The organism is Microcoleus sp. PH2017_08_TRC_O_A (genome assembly GCF_020738665.1).
Lineage (GTDB): Bacteria > Cyanobacteriota > Cyanobacteriia > Cyanobacteriales > Microcoleaceae > Microcoleus.
Genome location: NZ_JAEQCE010000047.1, coordinates 1 through 24,656, shown reverse-complemented (window position 1 = coordinate 24,656; position 24,656 = coordinate 1). Strand labels below are relative to the sequence as shown.

Genomic DNA, 24,656 nt, shown 5'->3' with positions numbered 1-24,656 from the left:
CTAATGAGGCACGCGCCATCTTTTTCGTCAGATGTCAATTAGAGTTAACCGTCCCCCTAAGCGAATAAAATTAATCTAAAATCTATCTTTAGTGATAATGTTTGCGCGCGATCGATCGATGAACATGAAAAACTCAATTGCCGACAATTTTTGTCCGGGATCTGGCACTGACAACCCGATCGCTGGATTGACAGGTAAAAGCCTGGTTAAAATAGCTTTGGCGATCGGCAATTCGCGGTTGCACTGGGGATTATTTAAGGGCAGAACTTTGGAGAGAACATGGGATACTGAGCATCTCAAAACTGATGCTGTTTCCCGGCTCTGTGAGGCAGAAAAAGCGGAATATTTGGTGGAAACGGTGATGAGGTCGATCGAGCAAATATCAGCTCAAAATCTGCTTTGTCTTCCTGCTACTCCCGCTGTGTCTAGTCCTCACACACTTTCTGTAGTGCCGCCACCTTTAGTTTTGGCCTCAGTAGTTCCCCAGCAAACAGCAATTTGGCAGAGTTATCCTGAAGTCCGAATTATTACTTTAGACCAGTTACCGATCGGGGGACTCTATCCTAGCCTGGGGATTGACAGAGCTTTAGCTTTATTGGGTGCTGGCAACCAATTGGGTTGGCCAATTTTACTGATAGATGCTGGTACAGCTCTAACATTTACTGGGGCTAATGTCAATAGGTATTTAGTCGGGGGTGCCATCTTACCGGGTTTGGGTTTGCAGTTGTCCTCGTTAGGGAAAAAAACCGCTGCATTGCCCTCAGTAGGCTTACCAGAAAATTTGCCGCGTCGCTGGGCTACAGATACTGCTGGGGCAATTCAAAGCGGGGTTGTATATGCGGCGGTGGCAGGAGTTAGGGATTTTATTGAAGATTGGCGGAGGTTGTTTCCGAATAGCAAAATTGCAGTCACGGGGGGCGATCGCATTTTGTTATTGAAATACCTGACCGCACTATTTCCCGATACGGCTTCCTCGGTAATTGACGCACCAGAGGCTATTTTTTGGGGAACCGTGGGATTTTAGATTTTAGATTTTAGATTTTAGATTGAGGGATTGGGGGATTGACCAATTGATTGAGATTTGATGTTGAAGAATTGGTAATGATTGATTCCGTACAGGTTTGGAACAGGGGCATACGGTTGTATTTTTTTTGAATTCATATTAGTTTGTTAAATGTTGACGGCGACCAATTCTTTGCAATCAATCGGAATGGGAATAATAAGAACAGAAAAAATCTGCCTCAATCAACACAGTGTTAAACGCAGCAACTGGCTCTATTATGCAGGTTAATGTTTATTAGGCACGTTGTTGCGCTTAAGCGCTCTTGCATATTAGGCACGTTGTTGCGCTTAAGCGCTCTTGCATATAAAGAGCGCTCAAGCGCAACAACATACCTTTTTAAAGGTGTACCAATGACCAATTCATTTGGCAAACTGGCGAATATAGCGAGCAACAATATCCGGGACTTCCTGCGGCAAATTGATGTCTCCCGGACTGACAGATTCCAGTTCGGCATTAGGAGCCAGAGCGGCATAGGATTGACACAGAGACAAAGCTGCGGGGGTATCTTCAGAACCTTGCAAAACCAAAACAGGCGCTTTCAGCAAGGCCAAATTCTCATCAACTAACTCTGCTATAATTTCAGACCGCCGCCGCCCGAACAGCAACTGCACGGCAACTGGGGACTGCATCAACTGCTGTCTCAAGTTTAGCAGTCTGTCAATCTGCTTTTGACCCCCCAGCAACTTAGCAATTGGATAGATCGATCGCAACAACCAGTATGCCAACGGAGGTTGAGCTATCAGCCAGCTAGCCGTCTGCCACCGCCCCCCCTGGTTGCCAGCCTTGACGCCTTCTGGGGCTAACAACACTAAACCCTGAACTCGATCGGGATATTTGATGGCGTAGCTAGCAGCCACCCAGCCGCCCAAAGAGTCACCAATTAAATAAACCTCTTGCAGGTTCAAAGCATCGAGGTATTGGGCGAGACATTCTACTTCCAGATCGATCGAATAATTAACATTTGGGTGTTCCGAGTCGCCAAAGCCCAGCAAATCTGGTGCGAAGCATTGGAAGTCCGGGCTCAAAAGCTCGATCGTCCGCAGCCACTGACTGCCGTCGCCCCAAGAACCATGCAAAAATACTAAATTTGGGCCTCTGCCGACTTCGCGCCAGAAAATGTGTCCTAAAGAGAGTTTGACCCGAGAATTGCGTAACGGTGAGTACATCCGGTTTAATATTCAGCAATAAAAAGATTATTAAATTAATGTTCAGATATCATAAATTAAAGCATGGAAACATTAAAAATTAATTCCCTACTAATAAAAGGTAGCTTGTTAAGGTGAGGTAATTCCCAACGTTGCTCAAATGTAGATGCCCTGAGAATTTACGCTAAAGTTGTCAGGCCTTGAAAATAGTTCTGCAAGTGTTCGCCATTATCATGGCTAAGCTGGTCTTCCGGCAGCGCAGTCGGCAAAAAAGCCTCCACCTCGCTGATTTCAAGCGAATCCTGAACTTGCATCTTGCCCTGCACCTCTGCTTCCACCACGATACAAATCGAGTGCAAGCGAGGATCTCGATCGGCAGCCGAATAAACGCCCACCAAGCGACGAATTTTGACTAAATCGAGTCCTGTTTCCTCCGCCAATTCTCGGCGCACTGTTGTCGGAATATCCTCTCCCCAATCCACCATACCTCCCGGAAGTGCCCAGCGACCGTTGTCGCGGCGTCGAATTAACACTATTCGCCCGTCAGGTAACACAGGAATCACGGCGGTACCAGTGACGGGATGTCGAAAAATCAGACCCAGCACAGTCTGTACAAATTGCCACAATCTACGCATACACTCAAAAGCTTGTTTAGGGGAAAGTAATTTTAGACCTGCTATCTCGCAGATTTGGGGTCAGAATTATTATATTCTTCTTTCAGGCAAAATGTCCGGCAACTGTCCTAAAATCTCCGCTGCGTGAGATTCTGGTTTGACTTTGCGCCAAACATTTTCAATCCTACCATTAGGGTCGATCGCGAAGGTCGATCGAGTAATGCCCATAAATTCTTTGCCCATAAATTTTTTGAGTCCGTAACAACCGTAGGCGGTTGCCACTTCGGCGTTTGAGTCGCACAGCAAGGGAAAAGGCAGTTGATATTTAGCTGCAAACTTGGTGTGAGATTTTGCCCCGTCTGTACTGACACCGATCACTGCAATATTTCGCGACTCGTAGTCCGATCGCTAGAAATCGTTTTATTGGAGTAATTCCGAGTCAACGGGAGCAAATTAAAGCTCATAGCCATAGCCGTCACTCCTATGTACGAAAACTACATTGCTCATGGTTGAGAGACTTATTCTTGCGCCATCGATCAAAACCTCAAACCCTTTTGGAGTAGGTGTTTTAACTCTTGCCGTATAAGTTCCAGCTTGAGCTTTTTTCCGGTCTTTGCCGATAGTAAACCTGACTACATCACCTGCTGCAATGTGAGTAAAAACAGTTTTAGCGTTTTTCACTGCCGGAAATCCAGAAGCATTAACTCGAATGGATTGGCGGCTGCCATGACCTTTACAGGTAATCAATAGAGGTCGATCGGTGAGAACTCGAATGCTTGCCCCAGACTCGCCAACACAAGCAGCATCAAGGCTGTGAGTTTTTTCAAGACCTTGACGCACTCGGTTCATTTTCGTTCTTGCACCTGAGGAGCATTTCACGTTCTCGCAAATAGATTTAGCCATTTTCACTATTGCGTATCTGGTTGAATTGACCGCAGCCGCATCTTTTAACGGTTTTGTGGAATTCTCTAAAACTTGATTCAAAATGTCAGGTGATTTTGCCAAGAAATCGCGAACGTCCAAGTTACCTTTTTTGACATTACAGACATGACAAGCTAGAGTTAGATTTCCAATGCGGCTACTCCCCCCTTTCGACTTAGATTGAATATGCTCAACTTCTAGCGGTACGTTTTCTGTGCCACAGTAAGCGCATTTTCTACCCCACTTTTGCAACAAGTATTCACGCACTTCGTATCCTTGTAATTCACCTTGTTGGTATTCAACTCCATCTATTTCTGGATTAGCTAACTTTTGGGTATCAAACCGAATTTGTTCAATTTCGATCCAGGCAATTGGACAATACCGCATAAAGCGTTTAATCCAAGTTTCAACTGTTAGCACTCTGTGTCGAATTGATGGAGCTAACCAACCCTCTGGCTTGGCACGATTCAATCGTTTCTTGCGATAGCGTAAATTGCGCGAACGTCTTCCACGTCTAAACCCTGCCCGTTTAACTAAATCGAATTTGATTGCTTCTCCTCGGTGATTTAGTTCTGCTCGAAACAAGATATCATTACCACATTGAATGGCAAACCCTGTCCACTGACTACCTGGGTCAATCTTGAGGATGTATTCCTTTGTTTGGGGATTTTCGATAGTTTGTTGCTGGATTACGACATAAGGGAATCTGCGAAAACTGGCAAGCTTCCCACGATTTTGTAATTCTCGGCATCTGCCGGGGTTAATCATATCTAACGGTTGCTTGTCTCCGTTGATTTGAAATACCCAGTTCTGTTGTTTGGTTGGTTGCATTTCTGCTTCGCCTTTCGGGTGATGTTTGCTTTGAAAATGCTCCTGAGACTTGTCACTGGCAATAGTGTTTCACCTTCAAAAACTAGGCAATGTTCTATTTGCCAAACCGCTTAGAACTAGCGAATTCTATTGGGGTTTTGACCTCAGGTAGCGTAGATCTCAAGGATCTTATTCTGGCGTAGCAGGGTTTTTATCCCTGGGGTAAACTGGAAACTCCGATTTACTCCATTTCTTTGCTACTCGCGAAAGGCACAAGCTTCTTTGGTACAGCCGGGGGTGTTATCCCGAGGATAAAAATAAAGTACAACTCGTCGGCCTCGAAAATCTGCGAGGCCCACAAGTTGGCCGGCAGCGTCGGGCAGGCTGAAAACAGGGGCTACATCACCAGGATTTAGTGTCATTTGTGGTATTTTTGAACCTCCCCAGCGCTGAAGCAACGGGGATTCCTGCCCACCTAGAAAAGGCGACAGCGGGACATTCAAGTGTCCCTCTAGACCCTCAAGATCAACTATCCGAAGATGTTGCGATTGGGCTTACTTTTAGTATGTTTTGCTTGCTTGAGTCCATCACTTTTGCCAGTTAGGTACACTCCTCAATCTGCCTTTATTTGCCCTTTAAGTATTCTGGATCTCGCGCCAGATATCTCGGTTGCCGGGATTTCTCCGTACTAGATTGATTCAACGTGTAGATGGTGATTCTTAATCGCTTCTACTATTTTATCACGGTGGCCGGGGCCGCGCACTCGTTTCTAGGCGGCGGTCGCCGCTACAGGCCGGGGCCCCATATCTGAAGCTAGGGGCCCCGGCCCCGCTTCTCGGTCAAGAGTTTTTAGAATATTTTCGCAAGTAAAAAATGTTGCGTCCCGATCGCGCGCTGATGAAGAGCGACTCAAGAGACTCTCAGTCGAGGGACTGTTCTTGTCGATCGGTAATAGTGCCGGGTGTGATATAATCGTCATCGGTCTAAAATTGAGTATAACTAGACAACGTAAAAACTCGCACTCAATTAGTTGAGTTCGCAGTCACACCGATCGGTGTTGCGGTTTAGGAAAGCTAAATTTGAACAAAACCTAACTACATTAAAGAGAATCGATCGAGTACGGTAGGGTATACCGGAATTCACGCTTGGGGAGAAGACACCTCTAAAGCCGCTGGAGCAATCCTGTCGGAAACAAGTGACTTCACCCAAGCCAGAATCTCAGTCACAAGCAAGTGCTGAGAGTTTTAACCTGAAGAATCCCCTCGCCGAAAGCTTGGGGAATGTCAATGTTTATTAGTGAGGTCAGAATGGCTAAGCGCCGCAATCTCAAGAAAGAGAAGGCACAACGAAATCAAGCATACGCTCGCAAGTTTCGCAAGCGGAGAAATCAAGATATGTTCTCCAACAAGAGAAGGCGATTTGACGGCGGCAACGGCGGCGGGATGGGCGCCATGAGCGGCGGCGGACGGGACAAAGATATGGCTGCTGCTGAAGAGTAATATAGTCAGGCTATCTGCCCAACTTAGAACCGAGAGTGCAAAACACGATCGTTCTAAGGAGAGATAGCCATTCTGAATTTGCCTAAGAATTCAACGAGGATAGTTTAGGCGATCCGATCGCGCGCAGCAATCAGTGATTTTCTCACTTGTTCAAATCCGGTGCCACCGTAACTATTGCGAGCAGCGACCACTTGAGTCGGTGCGATCGCGCTATAAATGTCTGTATCAAAAGCTGGGTGCAAGTCTTTCCACTCCTCAAGTGTCAAATCTTTGAGGAGTTTGCCCCCCGACAGACAAGTTTTCACAACTTTGCCCACAAGGTTGTAAGATTCCCGGAAGGGAACGCCCTTAGCAGCCAAATAATCTGCTACGTCTGTAGCGTTAGAAAAGTCTTCTGTAACGGCACTGGCAAGGCGATTGGTGTTAAACGCGATTCCTTCCCGCAGCAAAATCGTCATTGCTTCCAAGCAACCTTGTACAGTTTTGACGGTATCAAACAAAGCTTCTTTATCTTCTTGCAAATCTTTGTTGTAGGCCAAAGGCAATCCCTTCACTACTACAAGCAAGGCTTGCAAATGACCGAAAACCCGCCCCGCCTTGCCCCGCACCAACTCCGGCACGTCGGGATTTTTTTTCTGGGGCATGATGCTAGAGCCCGTAGCGCAGCTATCTTTGAGCGTAATAAATCCAAATTCGTGAGAAGACCACAAAATCATTTCTTCTGACAAGCGGCTCAGGTGTACCATAATTAAGCTGGCGGCTGCGAGAAATTCGATCGCAAAATCTCGATCGCTCACTCCATCTAAACTATTAGCATAAACCTGGTCAAACTCCAAGAGTTCTGCGCTATAGTGTCGGTCGATCGGGAAAGTCGTCCCCGCCAGCGCGCCGCAACCCAAAGGCGAAATATTCACCCGCTTCAAGACATCGCCAAGGCGTTCCCAATCGCGATCGGACATTTCAAAATAAGCTAACAAGTAATGAGCCAAACTGATTGGCTGAGCGCGCTGTAAGTGCGTGTAACCGGGGATTAAAGTTTCGACGTTGAGTTCTGCAATTTCGAGCAAAACCCCTTGAAATTCCCGCAATTGCTCGCGAATTTCTGCGATGCGATCGCGCAAATACAAACGAGTATCGGTGCCGGCTTGGTCATTGCGCGATCGGGCCGTGTGCAGCTTTTTGCCCGCATCCCCGACGATATCCGTCAGGCGCTTTTCTACAGCAAAGTGAACGTCTTCTGCATCAACTCCCGGCACAAAAAGACCTTGGCGGTATTCGCGGCGGATTTGTTCCAAACCATTGACTAGCTGTTCGCCTTCTGATGCGGAAATAATCCCAGTTTTGGCGAGCATCTTAGCATGAGCGATAGAACCGGTCAAGTCATACTCAATCAGTTCTATATCGAAGCCAATACTAGCATTGAATCGGGCGATCGCTGGGTGCAGCGCCGACTCAAATCTTTGACTCCAAGTTTTCGGTTGTGTGGTCATTGCTGAATGTAAAACTAAATTATATCTCTCTTGCAGAACTCTCTAAAAACTGTTTCGTAGTAAGGACTTTAGTCCTTCGGTTCGCACTCAGGATTTGAGTCCTCCGGTTCGCAGTAAATAAGGCAAGTCCTTCGTCCCAAATTCGGCAAGAAAGGACTAAGGTAATTACTACAAACTTTGTATACCTGTATTGACACTAAAAAACTGAATTCTAGACTACAAAATTATTAAAATTATGCTGCTGCATCAGAAAGGACTGAAGTCCTGACGGCGAACCTTTGAAATCCCTTCCTGACGACCTCTTAGAGAATAACTCTAAGGAATAATCCCTTTAATGAACCAGCCAATGAAAATACCTATAAAAAAAGCTCCTATCTGACCAGTCGAAACAAAATTGTTCCAAGCTTTCTGGAAATTAGTAAAAATCTCGTAGCTTTGACCCAATATCACAGGCGAACTCAAATGAGATTTCACAACTAACAAATGAACGGCGTCATGCCAATGAATCGAGCTGGTAAATCCAGTAATAATTTCCGGCATTAAATTAACTATCATGGTGATTTTCTCCTGTGGTCGGTGTTACCCTAAGTACAACCAGTGTCATGTCATCTTCATTGCGGTTGCCGATGCCGATAAACTGGTGAACGCGATCGAACAAATAATCCAGAATTTCCTCAGACTGCTGATAATTTTGACAAGCCCACTGAAAAGCCGCGGTCAAGTTATCCTCATCAAAGCGATCGCCCCTTTGATTAGCAGCATCAGTAAATCCGTCTGTGTAATAAATAATAGTATCACCAGGCTGCAATTGCACGTGGGCTTCTTGGTAGTGCGAATCAGCATCCAGGCCAATCAACATTCCCTCCAAAGTATCGAGCCGAACAATCGAATTAGTTGCAGCTTGCCACAGCAAAGGCGGGTGGTGAGCAGCATTACTGTAAGACAGAATGCGAGTTTTCGGATCGTACTCCGAATAAAACAGAGTCACAAAACGGTGAGAATTCTCCAAATCCGCGTGCATTACCCGGTTTAAATGTTGCAAAATTCTCGCAGGCGAATGGCGGTTCAAAACCTCCGCCCGCAGCATACCCCGCGTCATCGTCATCAACAGGCCAGCCGGTACCCCTTTGCCCATCACATCGCCAATGACGATGCTCCAGCGACCCTTGTCGATTTTGGACTTGAGATTTTTAATCAGGGATGGGGGGTGTTCCCCCTCATTCTCCTTGCCGATCGGGTCATAGTCAGCGGGAATAAAATCATAATAATCACCGCCGACTCTGCTAGCAGTTTGGCAGCGCGCGGCCACATCAAGACCGGGAATTGTGGGACAACTGCGGGGTTGCAGCCGCAATTGAATTTCCGCCCCAATTTCTAACTCTCTGTCCAGGCGTTCTTTTTCGGCCAACTTCACCGTCAGTTCGTCTTTGCAGATTGCCACGGCGGTTTGATCCGCCACCAACCGAACTAATTTCTGTCGGCCCGGAGTCCAAACATATTGTGGGTCACTGCTAAAAACAAACAGCCGTCCGCGTTCCAAATTCTTGACTAAAATTGGCGCCCCAAACAAATGAACATCCGGGCCCAAATAACGGCCGACTTGCAAGTCAAGACTAGAAGTTTGCCCAGAGGTTTGAGAAAAAGATTCACCAGCCGCGCCCGCACCTGCTGTAGCTTGCCTGGTGGCTATTTCCAGCGCTTTCCGCATATCTTGGCACTGCCGTCCTTCCTGACAGTGCAACTGCTGGAACCGAACTTGACCGTTGGGTTTGAAGAGCACCAGAGCTCCCCCGTCGGCGTCGGTAACGCGAGTTGCCACCAGAGGCACCAACTCCAAAAATTGGTTGAGATTGTTAAAACTACGCAGGGCAAATCCCAGCGAGCCCAACATATCTTGAACGTTGTGCTGGTATCGGTGCAAGCGCGCCACCAGTTCTTTGAGGGCAAATACTGGCGTCGCGTCGGTGGAATTGCGACCCGTAGGGCGGTCAGCAGGTTGAGGTGAGGGGCGAGGCAAGGGCACAGCAGTCATTTTAGATTGGTGATTTTCGATCTTAAAAGGAGATTGATTGAGTGAGGAATTACGCACCACACGAACAGAAATCCGGTTGTTTTTGGAGCAAGTAGTTTGGGCAGTAGGTCATTGGTGTGAATTTAAGCCTGAAATCCTCAAGAAATCTCGTTTATAGCTGAGTCTAAATCCCCCTTAATAAGGGAGACTTTGAGCCCTTCTGAAACTACTTAATCAAGGTATGTAGTTGGGATGCGAGCCCTCTTTAGGCGTATAGATAAAGAGGGCTCGCATCCCAACTACGTACCTAATTTATCTGATGACAATAAAACCACACTGCTTTTTAAGGGGGCGCCAGGCCGATCGGCGGGCCTAAGCCTCAGAGAGTAAAACGTTACTACCTGAGACCTTAAGTTGACACCAATTGATGGCGCTTCGTCGATCGCAAGCAAGCAATAACAGAAGGTTTTAAGGTATTGTTTCTAGATATTTAGTTTTCCACAGACCGTCAGGTGGCGATCGGCACAAGTCCTGCGATCGTAGTTTGAGGTTAAGGATTTGATATGTTGAAGCTCTGTATTCGCTTTCCCAAATCGGGACGGCTAGAGATACCTCATCAATCTAAAATCTAAAATCTAAAATCTAAAATCGAGTAGGGCTTCGACAAATTCGTAACTAGAAAACGGGCGCAAATCTTCGATGCTTTCCCCCACTCCAATAAACCGGATTGGCAGACCTAGCTGCTGCACTACTGCTAGGGCAACACCACCTTTAGCAGAACCGTCAAGTTTTGTCAATACTACTCCGCTTAATTTTGCCGATTCTGCGAAAACTTCTGCCTGTCGCAAACCATTTTGACCTAGGGTGGCATCCAAGACCAGTAGAGATTCTACGGTAGCGCCTGGGGCTTTTTTGTCTACAATGCGACGGATTTTACTTAATTCGTCCATCAGATTTTTTTTGTTTTGCAGGCGGCCTGCGGTGTCTACGATCAACAATTCTGTGCCTCGGGCGCTGGCGGCGGCGATCGCATCAAACACGACAGCAGCCGGATCGGTATTTTTCCCTGGATTGGCAATAATTTCCACGCCGCTGCGGGAACCCCAAACTTTGACTTGTTCGACGGCGGCGGCGCGGAAAGTGTCGGCAGCGGCAATCAGGGTTTTGTAGCCGGATTTTTGGGCGATGTGGGCTAGTTTGCCGATCGTCGTAGTTTTGCCCGCACCGTTGACTCCTACAATTAACCAGATGTTGAAGGTGTCTTTTTCTGGGGCAAATGTCAGGCTGTAGGCGGGATTGCCGGCGGCGGTTTCGGCTGTCGGAGCGTCGAGAATGTCGCGCAGGATGCTTTTGAGAAAGGCTAGAGCCTGTTCTGGCGGCAAGACTTCTTGTTTGAGTCTTTCTTGGAGGCGGTTGATAATGATGTCGGTGGCGGCGACTCCGACATCGGCTTGTAGGAGCAAAGTCTCAATTTCAGCTACGGCGTCTTGATTGAGCGGGCCTTGACCGACGATCGCCTTTAGTCGATTAATTAAGCTGCGGCGAGTTCTTTCCAAACCTTTCCGCAGTTTTTGCAGCCAACTGATTTCCTCGACGGATACTTGATCTGGCCGGCGCCCTTGACTGGCTAGGATTTCAGATGACCAGAGGAAGCCTTCGTCAAAGGCAAAACCGGGAATTTCTTCGATTATTGCGGCTCTTTCGGCGGCCGCTGCGATGACTTCTGGTTCCTCAAGGGCGGTTTCCTTGAGGCGTTCGATGCGATCCATGCGATCGGCCCCAGCTCGGGCCCAAAACGGCAGGGCTTCGGCTGTAGAGTCCTCAGATGCGATCGATTCTGTGTCTGCAAGCTCAGTTGCAGGTTGGGCAATTGCTATATTTTCTGCTGTAACTTCTAATTTTTGAGTAACAGGTTGAGGCGCGATCGACTCGGATGATGGTGGCAGAGGTTCGGGAATCTCTACTGGGATGGCTGCATCTGGTTCTTGACCATCGGTACTTTCATTCTGCGGTGGTGGTGCAACTTCTGGAACTTCTGCAACAGTTGGTGCAACTTCTGGAACTTCTGCAACTTCTGTTTCGGCTGCTGGAACTTCCGCCGATGCTGTCTGGGCAACTTCTGTTTCAGGTTTTTGCTGTTTTTGAATATTTTTGTAAGCAGCTTTGGCCCAATTGAGATAATCCTCAGCTACAGCGGGGGAAGTTTCCTCAACTGCTGCATCTGTTTGAGGCTCAACCGATGCGGATTTTGCCGCCTCATCTTGGGGCTGTTCGGGGGGAGTTTCTGGTTCAGAAGATCCGCTTTCGCTGTACTGGCGACGAAACCAATTAAATACCATAGAAGTAAATGGGGAATAGAGAATAGTTATTAGTCATTTAGCCATCAGTCCTTAGTGTAGAGCGGATTGCGGATTGCGGATTGCCGATCGCGAATGACCAATAACCAATGACCAATGACCAATGACCAATGACCAATGACCAATGACCAATGACCAATGACCAATGACCAATGACCAATGACCAATGACCAATGACTACTGACCAATGACTACTGACTACTGACCAATGACTACTGACTACTGACTTACAACTTCTGCATTGATTTTATCGACGACTCGGCGGAGGACTCCGTTGATGAACCGATGTCCTTCGTCGCCGCTGTAGCGTTTTGCCAGTTGGACGGCTTCGTTGACGCTGACTTGTTCGGGTAAGCCGAGATAGAGGATTTCGGCGATCGCGATTCTCATGATATCTCGATCGATCCTGGGCAGGCGATCGATTTGCCAGTCTACCAGGGCTTCCGAGAGCAATTCATCAATTTGAACGCGGTTGGCGCTGACTTTGGTCAGGATTTGCAAAGCATAGGTGCGGACATCTTGCTGGTTGGCAAGCTGAAGCAGTTCTGGAAACTCCATCGATGAACCGAGACGGTTGATGGCGGTTTGGGTGAGTTCGAGTGCTTCGCGCACCATCGCTCTAGCACTTTGTATATCAGCGGCGCGGATTTCGCTAGCCAGGAGTTTGTCGCTACCCCGCTGTACTTCCGAAGCTGCTGCTTCTAGGGATTCTTGAACTTCTGTCGTCAGAGTGCGGATGGCTGCGAGGAGAACATCTTGCAGTTTCTTAGCTTCTAAGAGTTCTGGATTAGTCGGCAGTTGGCTGATGCCGAGGAGTGCGAGTTCGCGTGAGGTTTCGCGTGCTTTTTTCATATTTTTTAGATAGAAATTGGGAGTTTAGGAATTTCAGAATTGTTGAGATTGCTAAGCGCTGGTTCAGAGCATAGACTTGGACTTTAGCAGAAAAACTCCCAAAAAAACCTGCCCTCAGTAACGATTGTTTCTGGGCAGGTTTTAGATACCTAGGATCAATTATTATTGGGAAAATTTACTGGCTAGAAACCCGGTTTCTTAGGAGCGTCCCACGGAGGCTGCCCACCCGTTATGGATGAAAGAAACTCTTTCTCCCCCTCTCCCCCCTCTCCCCCTCTCCCCATCGAGTTTCTTAGGAGATACTTCGCTTTGAAACCCAAGATGTATCAGAGAAACCCGGTTTCTGAGTGTAGGCTTTCTGCGCTTCCAGTTGGTTCAATATACGTGAGTTGCAAAAATAATTCGGACGGGCTAGAAGCCCATCCCACAATTTTTTTGTTTTGTGGGATGGGCTTCTAGCCCGTCCGAAAATTTGATTAAAAGATTAAAAGGACTTTTACAGCCTTGTCTAATCTTCTTCGACTGGTACAGGCTGGTATCTTGATTCGGATAGCAAGGGTTCGAGTGTTTTGCCGGGGGGGTTGTCGGCGGTGACCGCAACTGAGTTGCTGGGGTTGACGATGCCGCCGGAGATCACCACTTTAAAGGCATCTTCGATCGACATTGACAAATTAACGACATCTGCTTCCGGGACTATAGCGTACCATCCGGTGGTGGGGTTGGGAGTGGTGGGGATGAAAATGCCGATCGGGCTTTCGCCGGACAAATGAGACGGAATGTCGTTACTCTCGATCGTACCGGTCACAAATGCCAAAGTCCAGATTCCCCGCCGGGGATACTCTACCAACACCACCCGGCGAAATTTATCATTAGATTTGAGGATAGTTCCCAGCAGTTGTTTCAAGGTTTTGTAAACCGAACCCGCTAGGGGAATTGCCTGTAACAGGCGTTCGCCAAAGTCTAGCAGCCACTTCCCGAAGATGTTGCGGGCCATCAAACCAATGACTAAAATGCTCAGCAGGGGTACAGCCAGCCCTACTAAGAGATTTAGCAGGTTGACCAAAATCGGGTGGAGTCCGTCAAAAGGATTAATCTGCTTGGGAATTTTGGTAAGAAAATTGATTACCCAACTGGCGACGGTAATTGTCAGCCAGATGGTGGTAGCTAAAGGTATCACTACCAGCAGACCTGCGATCAGGTCATTTTTTAAGTCTTGTTTGATGCGTTGGAGCACGGCGGTTCAAATCTCCTCGTAACTGGTTGCAATCACCTGATAAACCTGAGAATAAAGCAACTGCACGGGCTTTACTGGAATTGACCATTTTGGATCGTCTTCTCTGCTGCCAAACCCTACGCTTGCCGAGCGCGGAAGAGTTAGGGATCGGCGGTGCTGTATCTATATTTTAAAGAATTATTGCAGGCAAAGCGCCTGATTTTAATATATGCGGGCTGTGCAACAGCTCACCCTATTGTATATTTTAAGACATTTTAGCTCGGAATCAACCAATCAGATCGCTGTGTTGAGGTGGCCGGAGTCGGGGTGTTTCCTGTAGAGGGCTTTTGGGCTGCTTCCACAATTGATAAATTTTTAGCATGGGGCGGGCTAGAACAATGCCAGTGGCGATCGTACCGCGATCGCGCCCGCTCCCATCGGACAATCTCTTTTTTGAGAACTTGCCAGAACTGCGATCGAGAAAGGTGAGAGACTTTAGATTAAATGTTTCTCAAATGCCAGCTACTTCTTAAACTATTTGACTCCCCTAAAAAATGGATGCCGTGCCACGTAGACTCCTGATTGGAAGGTCAAAAAAATTACACCAAAGTTCATAATCCCAAATTCAATTCTGCGAGTAAATCTCCAATCTCAAATCTCAAACTGGTTGACTATTCTTTGAAAAACCGTAAAATATAGTCAAATTTATCTGCGATCGCGGGAATCTCGCCAATAATAGCTTATGTTGAATACAGCCGGACTGTTTGAAGCAAAACCTCTTCAGGGAAATATTGCGGGTGTTTCAGCAGAAATACCAGACTTATTTGGCAGTAAGTTCGTTAGCGAAGCCCTCGTAGAGGATCGCCTAAATCGATTGACCCAAATTGCGATCGGGGATACGAATGTTTTATTTGATACCAGCTATGGTTTGACTCAAACATCCGATTTGGTTGCCGGTGCGACTGGTAGTGCGATCCTCTACGAGGGCTTCGCTAACGACCTTTTTGACCAAATCACCGACTTCCGGCTCCCGCACTCACCAGACGACAATCTTAAAGTCGATCGCAGTCTAACATCCCAGACCGATATCTCCACTCAACTTCACAGAGACGAACTTACAGGCATGGATTTTGCTATCGGTGATACTGGTATAGTTCCAGAGCGATCGCAATCCCGAACTGCTGCGCTATTACCTTCAGAAAAATGGGCTTTCAATTTCCCAGATTATACCATCGACCACCAAGGTTTAAACACCCTCAATATCAAAATTGGTTACGGCTTAAAACCCGGAATCACCAAAAATGAATATCCCGATTTTGTGCCAATCTACAAAAGTATTGATAACTTCCTAGTTAACTATCCCAACGAAACGGACACCTGGGAAAATATCAACAAAAATCTCAGTCAAAAAGTGCTAGACGAAAATCCGGCACTGACCGATGTTACCATCCAACTCGAAGTTTTGCCAACGAACAGATTGCCCTACGAACGAGCAACTACAGTTTTCCGCAGTCGTGCCGGTCAACCAAAAGAAAATGGCAACTTTTCCTTGAAAAACTACGCAATTAATCACCAAGGATTGAACAAGCTCAATCTCGATGTTGATTACCAGTACAAACCGGGGATTCCCCCAAACGAATATCCCGATTCCCTGTCAATTCTCAAGAGCATTGATAACTTTTTAAGCAAGTATCCCAATGAGACAGATTTCTGGGAAATTGTCAACAAAAAATTAACTCAAAATATCCTCAACGAAAATTCTAGCTTGGCAGCAATTAAGATCGACTTGAACGTTTTGCCAAGCCAAACATTACCCTATAACCGCACCAGCAAAGTTACTCGCACTCAACCAAGCAATCCTCAAGGAACTTTCCTAGTTGGCAATACCAGAGGCAATAATGTACTGCGGTTTGACGGCAGTACGGGCAATCTTCTAAGCGAATTTATCCCAGCGGGCAGCGGCGGTTTGTCTAGTCCAGATACAATTCTTTTTGGCCCAGATGGCAACGGCGACGGTAAGCCGGACATTTACATTGCCAGCGGTGACAAGCCAGGGAATTCCGGACAGCCGACAGCATCTGCCGTATTGCGATATGACGGAGTTAGTGGCAGATTTATTGATAAGTTTGTCGGCGACAATCCGAACACTACTGCTGATGAAACTGGCGGATTATCTCGTCCTTACGGTTTAGCTTTTGGTGCCGACGGTAATTTTTATGTCAGCAGTTTTTTGACCGATCAAATTCTTAGATACAACGGCAAAACAGGACAATTTATAGATGTATTTGCAACGGGCAAACAGCAAGCGGGAGGATTGAATGGGCCGAACAATTTACTGTTTGCTCCTGACGGCAATTTGTACGTGACAACGCAGGGGAGTGTTGCTCGTGATGGCAAAGCTGATTTTAGTGCAGGTTTCGCCAGCCAGGTGCTGCTTTACAACCCGCAAACTGGGCAGTCAAGTATCTTTGCTTCCCCCGATCCTTCGCCTCGGAGTCAGGGATTTGTGAGTCTTTTGGGCATGGCAATCGGGCCCGCTGACGGCGACCTTTACGTGAGCGATTTTGCTAACGATATCAGGCGCTACAATTTAAAAAGTGGGAATTTGGTCAAGGTTTTATCTACCAATTATACTGATACTTCCCCCAGTAGCAATTATGTAGGTGGTTTGGCATTTTCGCCGATCGGCAATTTGTTTGCAGTTGGCTTTGACAACCGCGCCAATGCTAACAATGTTGGTGCAGTTTTGCGGTACAATGGCAAAACTGGGGAACCGCTGCCAATATCGAGCAATCCTTTGTCGAGTAACAGTTCTATTTTTGTCCCTCCCGACAGCAAGTTACAGCGTCCGATAGGAATTGCTTTCTTTCCTTCCGATGGTAAGCTGACCGAGAAGTGGAATTTTACAGCGGCAAATTACCCAATTAACCATCAAGGGTTAAACAACCTAAATTTTGCTGTAAATTATCAGTACAAAGAGGGCATTCAAAATTATCAGTATCCCGATTATGTGCCGATTTACAAGAGCGTTGATGATTTTTTAGTTAACTATCCTAACGAAACTGATTTTTGGGAAATTGTTAACAAAAATTTGACGGAAAAAGTGCTTGCCGAAAATCCAGCAATTTCTTCGGTGACTGTTGATTTGAATGTTTTGCCGACGAACCAATTGCCTTACGATCGCAGCAGTACCGTTAGTCGCACTACAAATGGTAAATTAGGGGAAGCCTGGGATTTCAAGATTCCTAATTATTCGATCGCTCACCAGGGTTTGAATAACCTGAACATTGATGTCAAGTATCAGTACAAGCCAGGAATTACGCAGGCTGAATATCCCGACTTTGTGCCGATTTACAAAAGCATAGACAATTTTTTGGTTGATTATCCAAATGAAACGGATTTATGGGAGATTTTGAATAAGAATTTGACCGAAAAGCTGCTAGCACAAAATCCGGCTTTGGATTCGCTGGAAATTAGTATCGAGGTTTTGCCGACCAACAAATTGCCTTACGAACGAGCTAGTATTGTGTCGCTGGCTTAGCGTCTAATTCAATACGGTTAACTTAACGATTTTTGACGAATTTCACTTCGCGATTTTCTAGGCAATACAGGCATTATTTGCCAGTCGGATTGTTCTTAAGTTAAGCGTATTGGCTTCAAATTGTTTTTTTTGTGGACAATTATTGACAGGGAATACATTCCTTGCTAAGGTGATATGTAATTCAGTAGGTTGCGTAGAAACCGAGTTTTTGTGCATCCAGAACAAACGCATTTAAATTGTCTGTTGTGGTCAAAAAACAATTTTTTGAAGAAACTGAGTTTATGAATTAAAGCGAGTTTGCAAAGATCTATCTTGGGATAGATGAGTATGTTTCAGGCAGTTGCTATAAAACAGTGCGGGCCTTAGGTGGGTCAAAAACCCGGTTTCTGGGTTAAGGTCGATCGCTCAAAGGATTTGAAATTTGAGATTTGAGATGGGTCATGACTTATTCTGTATGGGTTTGCAGCTTGGCTAAAGTTGCATTGTTTTTTTAAACAGGTATCACAGATTTTGGGTAGAAATCGGGTTCTTCTGTGTTCAGAACTCAGAAAGATAGTTGTTTTGCGATCGCAACTCAGGATGCAGTCGCTTTCCTGGCGCAGAGGTTCCAGCAGTAAGCTGAGCATTTTTTTATCTTTTCTTTAGAATGGCGATGGAAATTAGGTAAATAATGGAAGTATTCAAGGATTTTTGATTGCATTTTTCTGTAAAATATATTAAGGAATTTTTGTGAAAACGCTCAATATCCTCTTGGTAGAGGACAGTCCCCTAGATGCCGAGCTGATTGAGGCATATCTCATGGATGGCGGTCTAGACTTTTCTTTGCTGTGCGTGGAAACTCGGGAAGATTTTGCCGTAGCGCTGGAAAAACACTGTGTTGATATTATTTTGGCAGACTATATGCTGCCTTGTTTTAACGGGATAGCAGCGCTGGAAATGGCCCGCGCTACTTGTCCGGGAGTGCCGTTTATTTTTGTGTCGGCTACTTTGGGTGAGGAAGTGGCAATTGAGACTTTGAAAAGTGGCGCTACAGACTACGTTCTCAAACGGCGTTTGACGCGGTTGGTGCCGTCGATCGAGCGGGCCCTGCGGGAAGTTAAAGAACGGCTCGATCGCAAAGCAGCTCAAGCACAGCGCCAAGAAAGCGAAGCCAGGTTTCGGATGATGGCAGATACCGCGCCGGTGATGATTTGGATGTCGGATATCGATCGACTTGGCGATTACTTTAACAAAGTTTGGTTGGAGTTTACCGGTAAAACTTTGGCGCAAGAAATCGGCATCGGTTGGATGGAAAGCTTGCATCCTGACGACTTGCCAAAATATATGGATGTTTACCGGAGAGCCTTCGACGCCCGCAGCGAGTACCGGATCGAGTACCGCTTGAGGCGCTATGACGGGGAGTACCGCTGGGTTGTGAGTACAGGGGTACCCCTGTACAGACCCGATCGCACTTTTGCCGGTTACATCGGTTCTTGCATCGATATTAGCGATCGCCAACAGGCAGAACAAGAACGTGTTATGGCTTTGTCCCGGGAACAAGCAGCTCGCAAACAAGCAGAACAAACAGCTCAAGCGCTACTATCGGCAAACGCTCGAATTACTAACATTCTCGAAAGCATTACCGACGCTTTTGTCGCCTTCGATTCAAACTGGAAATTCACCTATATTAACCACAAAGGTCAAGAGATTTTTGGCAACTTACAAGCAGAACTGATCGGGAAAAATATTTGGGAAATATATCCCTGGGCCGTGGATTTACCGTCTTACAAAATCGCCACCAAAGCATTAGCAGACAAGGTAACAGTCGAATATGAAGAATTCGTGCCGTTATGGAATAAGTGGTTGAAAGTGCGTTTTTATCCTTCCGATTCTGGTTGCTCGGCTTACATCCAAGATGTGAGCGATCGCAAGCAATCAGAAGCAGCACTCAAAGCTAGTCAAGAAAAGCTGAGAATGTTGGCAGAATCTAACTTGATCGGAATTCTCTTCGGCGATGTTGACGGCGGTATCAGTGAGGCTAACGACGAATTTTTGCGCCTCGTTGGCTACACGCGGGAACAGTTGCAGCGCGGGGAACTCCGCTGGATTGACATTACACCGCCGGAGTACCTACCGCTGGACGAAATCGGCATCGCAGAGGCAAAGGCCGAGGGCGTTTGCAGTCCCTACGAAAAGGAATACATTCGGCCTGATGGCAGCCGGATTCCGGTGTTGGTGGGGTATATTTTGTTGGGGGAAAAGCGGCAAGAATCAGTGGCTTTTATTCTCGATTTGACGGTTCGCAAGGAGTTGGAAAAAGAACTGCACGATCGAGCTGAAGAATTGGCGCGGGCGAACCGGATTAAAGACGAGTTTCTGGGAACTTTGTCCCACGAATTGCGGACGCCGTTGAATGCGATGCTGGGATGGGCGCAACTGCTGCGCCACCGCAAGTTTGATGAAAAAACGACTGTTAAGGCTCTGGAAACGATCGACCGCAATACGCGATCGCTGGGGACGCTAATTGAGGATTTGTTGGACGTGTCGCAGATTATGACTGGCCAACTGTCGCTGAATTTGCGGTGGGTAGATTTGATTTCGACTGTTGAAGGTGCTATCGATACTCTCGCTCCGGCGATTGGGGCAAAAAATATTGAAATTGTGACGGATTTCGACCAAACTGCGGGGCGGATGTTTGGCGATTCCGGCCGCTTGCAGCAGGTGGCGTGGAATTTGCTGTCGAATGCGATTAAGTTTACTCCTGACGGAGGACAGGTGAGGGTGGCGCTGCACAAGGTGGAGAGGACGAGTATGCCCGGACAATCCGCCTGTTGTGAAAATTTGTCACCGCCTAGTGTGGAAATTGAAGTCAGCGACACGGGACAAGGGATTCCAGGAGAGTTTTTGCCGCACGTTTTTGAGCGTTTCAGCCAAGCTGATACCTCTACAACGCGATCGTACAACGGATTGGGTCTAGGTTTGGCTCTCGTGCGCCATTTTGTGGAAATGCACGGGGGAACAGTGCAAGTAGAATCGGCTGGCCAAGGACAAGGAGCGAGCTTTTTCGTTAGATTGCCAATTAAACAGCAAGAGGGCGACAGCGGATTTTCTGTTACCGGGGCTGGGGAGTTTGTGGTTCGAGAAACCCCGGCCAGATCCCCTATAGATCCGTCTTTTGTTAGCAGCAACCTTTCGGGAGTGCGGGTGTTGGTGGTTGATGGCGACGGGGATTCCTTGGATTTTGCGCGTACAGTGCTCGAAGATTGCGGAGCTGAGGTGGAGACTGCTATCTCGGGAATGGAAGCCTTGGAAGCGATTTCTAGGCTGAATCCGGATGTGTTGGCGATCGATCTCGGCATACAAACCGCTGAAGGAGAGGCTCTGCTGCCGCAAGTGCGAGAGCAAATGGGGGACAGGGAAATTCCGGCGGTGGCTTTCACAGCTTACGGTAGGCTGGAGGAACGGGTGCGGGCGCTGCGACAGGGTTTTCAAATTCACCTACCCAAGCCTCTCGATCCTGCTGAGTTGGTGGCGGTGGTGGCAAGTTTGGTGTCGCGGGCGATCGATTTTTGATTGACTTGGCAAGGATGGAAATCCTCACTTAAAAATCAGTTTTCTTGGATAGGAGCGATCGCAAATTCATTATATAACGACCAATTACCAATTACCAATTACCAATTACCAATTACCAATTACCAATTACCATACCAATTACCAATTACCAATTACCAATTACCAATTACCAATTACCAATTACCAATTACCAATTACCAATTACCAATTACCAATTACCAATTACCAATTCCCAATTCCCAATTACCAATTACCAATTACCAATTCCCAATTACCAATTCCCAATTACCAATTACCCAACCGTTAATCGCTCAATCCCCTTCGGCAATTTGCTTTAAAACCCACTTGTTTATGCCTTCAGGGGAAATAACATAGCGATAGTAAGTAGAGCCTCGAATAATTACTTGGATTTTTTTCGGACTGATTTTTTCGCTCTCAATAGTTAGGCATCCGTGGCCTGTTTCTTGCCAAGTCTGCATCAGCAAGGTCTCGATTTTGGCAAATAGACTGTTGATTGAAGTTTCCGTGCTATCTGGTTCTCTTGACATATTACATAAGTTGAGATACAAGTTGACAGACTCTCTCGCCACTAGGACGCGAGCCTCTCTATTTGAGCTATCGGCGCAACTTGTTCTTTTTTATGCAAATCCCGTATACTTTTTACAAAACTTTACACAACTGGCGATCGCGCCTGATTATATATATTCCGGTAAAATAACCGTTATCACTTTCGATCGTTCGGACTGAACTCCTCTCTTGTTTGATGAGGACTTCAGTCTGAAAGATCGAACAAATTTAATTGCGATCGTTCCAAACCGGTTTTCCACCTCAGCTAGGTAACAGTAATCATTAATAAATTACTATTACACCTCATTTGTCAAGCCCCAAAAGTTATATATTTAATTGAAGTAAAAGTATTTTTTTGATAGTGAGGTGAACAAACCATCGCCTCAAATATCAAGCTCATCAACTGGGTGCGAGCTTTTAAAAGTACCGTGCCGGGGTAAATGCTTCTGAGACTCCCGTCTTTCCCACCGTGCAAGGATTTTTTTTCAATCTGTGATTTTTCCGCGCTCTCCGGTTCCAACTATCTACTAGATACCAATTGCACCCGGCCAGCATCCATTTCATCCATTAATAACTCTAAAGCCTCATAATCAATATCCGAGATGTAGCCCAAACGGGTGAGCTCGTTGTTGATTTCGTTTTCAATGTCAGGCGTCAACTGCTTAATGTAGAGGGCTTTTTCTACAAGTTGACGAATAGCATGAGTTGCTTGCATAGTATATCGGAGAACTCCGTACAGTATTATTGTCATCTTAACAGTCGATGGAGTGAGTGATCCAAATCAGAACTAACCAGTGATTTCAATTACATTGCTCAGTTTAACCTAACAGCTAGGATAAGGTCGATCGCAATCTTTACGATTGCCAACACTAAACCTCGTCGCACAAATAAAAAATAGTATAGTAGCTTACCTTTACTCCGTAAATCTTGCACAAACTTTTATAAAAAAGACTAAATAAATAAAGATTCAGTAAACTACTCAAAACTACCGATCGGTTTTCCTCAGGTAGGGTTACGCTCGTAGGTGTCAAGTAGGTTTAGGCTTACCTCCGTCCAGTACGGTAGTTGAAAATACGTAGCAACCATAGGTTTGATATATGCAGACACTTCTTGCCCATAAACCACTTAGGGTGATTCGACCCCTAGACCACCTAAATGCAGCCACAGCCGGAGAATTCACAGAGCAACTAACCACAACAATTTCAGCCCCTGGAGTAGTAGCGGTACTCGTAGATGTTGGCGCAGTAACATTTATTGACAGCGCGGGTTTGATGGCATTGATTTCCGGCCTCAAGCAGGCGAAAAAAATGGGACGCAGGTTTAGTCTGTGTTCAGTTACCGCCGGAATTAGAATGATTCTGGAACTCAGCCAACTCGATCGAGTTTTTGAGATATTTGAAAATGTCGAAAGCTTTGAAGCAGCAAACTCTTGTCTTGTGTAAACAAGCACTTCTAGAATCTACTCACCAGTGAAAACAAGTAAGCAAACACAGCAACTTGAGTTAAAGGGCTCCAAAGAGATAGGACTGCCGTTGGCGTATTGGCAGATTTTAAGGTAGGCTGCTTAAGAGTCGCAAATATGAGAGCGAGTCGAGCCGTGGCAGTAAAAATCGAAGAATTACTTACAGCAGAAATCAATCAGCCTGCTCGTTATCTAGGAAACGAGTTGGGGGCTGTACGCAAGCCTTGGGATGGGGCGTCTGTACGCTGGGTGCTCACATATCCAGAAGTGTATGAAGTTGGTGCTTCCAATCTGGGACACATCATCCTTTACAATATTTTGAATGCCTTGCCGAGACAGTTGTGCGATCGAGCTTATTTGCCCGCACCAGACTTAGCAGCAAAACTGCGATCCTCTCCGAGGGCTGCGCTAACGACCAAAACTCCCCTGTTTGCTGTAGAATCTAGGCGATCGCTCACAGAATTTGATATTCTCGGCTTCAGCCTCAGCTACGAACTCGGAGCAACAAACATTCTGGAAATGCTGGATTTAGCCGGCATTCCCCTAACTTGGAAAGAAAGAGCGACAAATGCCCAAAATGGCGGCGATTTGCCGCTAATTTTTGCTGGCGGACAAACCGCAACCTCCAATCCCGAACCCTACGCTGACTTTTTTGACTTCATCGCTTTGGGAGATGGAGAAGAATTGCTGCCAGAAATTGGCTTGATTTTGGCAGAAGGCAAAACTAATAATTTGAGCCGAGAAGCACTATTGCTGGATTTAGCGCAAATTCCCGGCGTTTACGTGCCCCAATTCTACGATATGGCGGCAGATGGTTCTGTTCATCCCAACCGCCCGCAAGTCCCAGAAAAAATTCTGCGCCGCGTAGCAACTCCCATACCAGCTTATTCGATCGGGCTAGTACCCTACGTCGAGACAGTACACGACAGACTGACAGTCGAAATCCGCCGGGGATGCACCCGCGGCTGTCGCTTCTGTCAGCCGGGAATGCTGACTCGCCCCGCCCGCGATGTGGAACCGCAGCAAGTCGTAGAGGCGATAGAAGAAGGAATGAAAGCCACCGGGCACAGCGAGTTTTCCCTGCTTTCCCTGAGTTGTTCCGACTATCTAGCACTTCCGGCTGTGGGGATGGAAATCAAAAACCGCCTCAAAGACAAAAATATCTCTCTGTCTTTACCCAGTCAGCGGGTTGACAGATTTGACGATAATATTGCCGACATTCTCGGCGGCACGCGACAAAGCGGTTTGACTTTTGCCCCGGAAGCCGGCACGCAGCGGATGCGCGACATCGTTAACAAAGGTTTGACAAACGAAGAATTGTTGCGGGGTGTCAAAACTGCGGTCGATCGCGGTTGGGATAAAATCAAGCTGTATTTTATGATCGGTTTGCCCGGAGAAACCGATTTTGATGTTCTGGGAATCGCCGAAACAGTCCGCTGGCTGCAAAGGGAATGCAGGCTTAAGGGACTCGCGGACAAATAAAATACCAGTCAAAATGGGATAATCGTGATATCCCATTTTGGTAAAGTTTCAGAACGTTGCCATGAGGGCAAATATTG

Annotated in this window: 17 protein-coding genes and 3 pseudogenes; 8 read left to right on the top strand and 12 right to left on the bottom strand. The window is 46.7% G+C overall.

Annotated features, from left to right (window positions below; genetic code table 11):
• The first annotated feature begins 124 nt into the window (after positions 1–124).
• On the top strand, positions 125–1,024 hold the full coding sequence (locus JGK22_RS17875; RefSeq protein WP_293185755.1) for a pantothenate kinase: 900 nt from the start codon (positions 125–127) through the stop codon (positions 1,022–1,024).
• 398 nt (positions 1,025–1,422) lie between these two features.
• On the opposite strand, the gene JGK22_RS17870 is transcribed toward JGK22_RS17875, so the two are convergent.
• The 5 genes and pseudogenes from JGK22_RS17870 to JGK22_RS17850 all read right to left on the bottom strand — a co-directional run.
• A complete protein-coding gene (locus JGK22_RS17870; protein ID WP_293185754.1) occupies positions 1,423–2,229 on the bottom strand; it encodes an alpha/beta hydrolase in 807 nt (268 codons plus the stop codon).
• Positions 2,230–2,387: 158 nt separating this feature from the next.
• The gene (locus JGK22_RS17865) at positions 2,388–2,843 is read right to left on the bottom strand and encodes an NUDIX hydrolase (protein WP_293185753.1); all 456 of its coding nucleotides are present in this window, start codon (positions 2,841–2,843) and stop codon (positions 2,388–2,390) included.
• A 69-nt stretch (positions 2,844–2,912) separates the two neighbouring features.
• Positions 2,913–3,212 (bottom strand): annotated as a pseudogene (locus JGK22_RS17860) (peroxiredoxin); the annotation flags it as partial.
• Between the two features lie 63 nt (positions 3,213–3,275).
• On the bottom strand, positions 3,276–4,574 hold the full coding sequence (gene iscB / locus JGK22_RS17855) for an RNA-guided endonuclease IscB (protein ID WP_293270809.1): 1,299 nt from the start codon (positions 4,572–4,574) through the stop codon (positions 3,276–3,278).
• A 239-nt stretch (positions 4,575–4,813) separates the two neighbouring features.
• Positions 4,814–4,975 (bottom strand): annotated as a pseudogene (locus JGK22_RS17850) (redoxin domain-containing protein); the annotation flags it as partial.
• Positions 4,976–5,860: 885 nt separating this feature from the next.
• Between JGK22_RS17850 and JGK22_RS17845 the strand changes: the two are divergent.
• The gene (locus JGK22_RS17845) at positions 5,861–6,052 is read left to right on the top strand and encodes a hypothetical protein (RefSeq protein WP_194066729.1); all 192 of its coding nucleotides are present in this window, start codon (positions 5,861–5,863) and stop codon (positions 6,050–6,052) included.
• Positions 6,053–6,156: 104 nt separating this feature from the next.
• Here the strand turns inward: JGK22_RS17845 and argH are convergent, their stop codons facing one another.
• From argH to JGK22_RS17815, 6 genes are all read right to left on the bottom strand, one after another.
• Positions 6,157–7,542 (bottom strand): argininosuccinate lyase, encoded by a 1,386-nt coding sequence (gene argH / locus JGK22_RS17840; RefSeq protein WP_293174966.1) that lies wholly within the window; start codon positions 7,540–7,542, stop codon positions 6,157–6,159.
• 315 nt (positions 7,543–7,857) lie between these two features.
• Positions 7,858–8,097: a hypothetical protein gene (locus tag JGK22_RS17835; protein ID WP_293174963.1), complete on the bottom strand. Its 240-nt coding sequence runs from the start codon at positions 8,095–8,097 to the stop codon at positions 7,858–7,860.
• Positions 8,087–9,574 carry a PP2C family protein-serine/threonine phosphatase gene (locus tag JGK22_RS17830; protein WP_293174960.1) on the bottom strand — a complete coding sequence of 496 codons (1,488 nt, stop codon included), beginning with the start codon at positions 9,572–9,574 and terminating at the stop codon, positions 8,087–8,089. The genes JGK22_RS17835 and JGK22_RS17830 overlap by 11 nt, the downstream gene beginning before the upstream one ends.
• Positions 9,575–10,188: 614 nt before the next feature.
• Positions 10,189–11,892, bottom strand: a complete 1,704-nt coding sequence (ftsY, locus tag JGK22_RS17825; RefSeq protein ID WP_293206663.1) for a signal recognition particle-docking protein FtsY — start codon at positions 11,890–11,892, stop codon at positions 10,189–10,191.
• Positions 11,893–12,129: 237 nt separating this feature from the next.
• Positions 12,130–12,762: a transcription antitermination factor NusB gene (gene nusB / locus JGK22_RS17820; protein ID WP_293174954.1), complete on the bottom strand. Its 633-nt coding sequence runs from the start codon at positions 12,760–12,762 to the stop codon at positions 12,130–12,132.
• Positions 12,763–13,270: 508 nt separating this feature from the next.
• Entirely contained in the window at positions 13,271–13,996 is a 726-nt protein-coding gene (locus JGK22_RS17815; protein ID WP_293155504.1) for a DUF502 domain-containing protein, read from the bottom strand.
• Positions 13,997–14,355: 359 nt separating this feature from the next.
• Here JGK22_RS17815 and JGK22_RS17810 point away from each other — a divergent pair, with 359 nt between their 5' ends.
• The 4 genes from JGK22_RS17810 to JGK22_RS33305 all read left to right on the top strand — a co-directional run bounded on the left by JGK22_RS17810 (position 14,356) and on the right by JGK22_RS33305 (position 21,375).
• Entirely contained in the window at positions 14,356–14,508 is a 153-nt protein-coding gene (locus JGK22_RS17810; protein ID WP_293206666.1) for a hypothetical protein, read from the top strand.
• A 209-nt stretch (positions 14,509–14,717) separates the two neighbouring features.
• Positions 14,718–17,516: an NHL repeat-containing protein gene (locus JGK22_RS17805; protein ID WP_293206669.1), complete on the top strand. Its 2,799-nt coding sequence runs from the start codon at positions 14,718–14,720 to the stop codon at positions 17,514–17,516.
• Positions 17,517–18,245: 729 nt separating this feature from the next.
• Complete coding sequence (locus tag JGK22_RS17800) at positions 18,246–21,068, top strand: PAS domain S-box protein (RefSeq protein WP_293206672.1); 2,823 nt, start codon at positions 18,246–18,248, stop codon at positions 21,066–21,068.
• Positions 21,069–21,132: 64 nt separating this feature from the next.
• On the top strand, positions 21,133–21,375 hold the full coding sequence (locus tag JGK22_RS33305; protein WP_366026045.1) for a hypothetical protein: 243 nt from the start codon (positions 21,133–21,135) through the stop codon (positions 21,373–21,375).
• 780 nt (positions 21,376–22,155) lie between these two features.
• Here JGK22_RS33305 and JGK22_RS17790 read toward each other — a convergent pair.
• Complete coding sequence (locus JGK22_RS17790) at positions 22,156–22,350, bottom strand: hypothetical protein (protein WP_293155487.1); 195 nt, start codon at positions 22,348–22,350, stop codon at positions 22,156–22,158.
• 382 nt (positions 22,351–22,732) lie between these two features.
• On the opposite strand from JGK22_RS17790, the gene JGK22_RS17785 reads away from it, so the two are divergent.
• Complete coding sequence (locus JGK22_RS17785) at positions 22,733–23,077, top strand: STAS domain-containing protein (RefSeq protein ID WP_293174936.1); 345 nt, start codon at positions 22,733–22,735, stop codon at positions 23,075–23,077.
• 155 nt (positions 23,078–23,232) lie between these two features.
• Positions 23,233–24,555, top strand: a pseudogene (locus tag JGK22_RS17780) (radical SAM protein); the annotation flags it as partial.
• Positions 24,556–24,656: the final 101 nt, after the last annotated feature.

What these genes read in the sequence shown, in the direction of transcription:
- JGK22_RS17875 (WP_293185755.1), top strand. Translation starts at nt 125, where the DNA reads ATGAAAAACTCAATTGCCGACAATTTTTGTCCGGGATCTGGCACTGAC.
- JGK22_RS17870 (WP_293185754.1), bottom strand. Translation starts at nt 2,229, where the DNA reads ATGTACTCACCGTTACGCAATTCTCGGGTCAAACTCTCTTTAGGACAC.
- JGK22_RS17865 (WP_293185753.1), bottom strand. Translation starts at nt 2,843, where the DNA reads ATGCGTAGATTGTGGCAATTTGTACAGACTGTGCTGGGTCTGATTTTT.
- iscB (WP_293270809.1), bottom strand. Translation starts at nt 4,574, where the DNA reads ATGCAACCAACCAAACAACAGAACTGGGTATTTCAAATCAACGGAGAC.
- JGK22_RS17845 (WP_194066729.1), top strand. Translation starts at nt 5,861, where the DNA reads ATGGCTAAGCGCCGCAATCTCAAGAAAGAGAAGGCACAACGAAATCAA.
- argH (WP_293174966.1), bottom strand. Translation starts at nt 7,542, where the DNA reads ATGACCACACAACCGAAAACTTGGAGTCAAAGATTTGAGTCGGCGCTG.
- JGK22_RS17835 (WP_293174963.1), bottom strand. Translation starts at nt 8,097, where the DNA reads ATGATAGTTAATTTAATGCCGGAAATTATTACTGGATTTACCAGCTCG.
- JGK22_RS17830 (WP_293174960.1), bottom strand. Translation starts at nt 9,574, where the DNA reads ATGACTGCTGTGCCCTTGCCTCGCCCCTCACCTCAACCTGCTGACCGC.
- ftsY (WP_293206663.1), bottom strand. Translation starts at nt 11,892, where the DNA reads ATGGTATTTAATTGGTTTCGTCGCCAGTACAGCGAAAGCGGATCTTCT.
- nusB (WP_293174954.1), bottom strand. Translation starts at nt 12,762, where the DNA reads ATGAAAAAAGCACGCGAAACCTCACGCGAACTCGCACTCCTCGGCATC.
- JGK22_RS17810 (WP_293206666.1), top strand. Translation starts at nt 14,356, where the DNA reads ATGGGGCGGGCTAGAACAATGCCAGTGGCGATCGTACCGCGATCGCGC.
- JGK22_RS17805 (WP_293206669.1), top strand. Translation starts at nt 14,718, where the DNA reads ATGTTGAATACAGCCGGACTGTTTGAAGCAAAACCTCTTCAGGGAAAT.
- JGK22_RS17790 (WP_293155487.1), bottom strand. Translation starts at nt 22,350, where the DNA reads ATGCAAGCAACTCATGCTATTCGTCAACTTGTAGAAAAAGCCCTCTAC.
- JGK22_RS17785 (WP_293174936.1), top strand. Translation starts at nt 22,733, where the DNA reads ATGCAGACACTTCTTGCCCATAAACCACTTAGGGTGATTCGACCCCTA.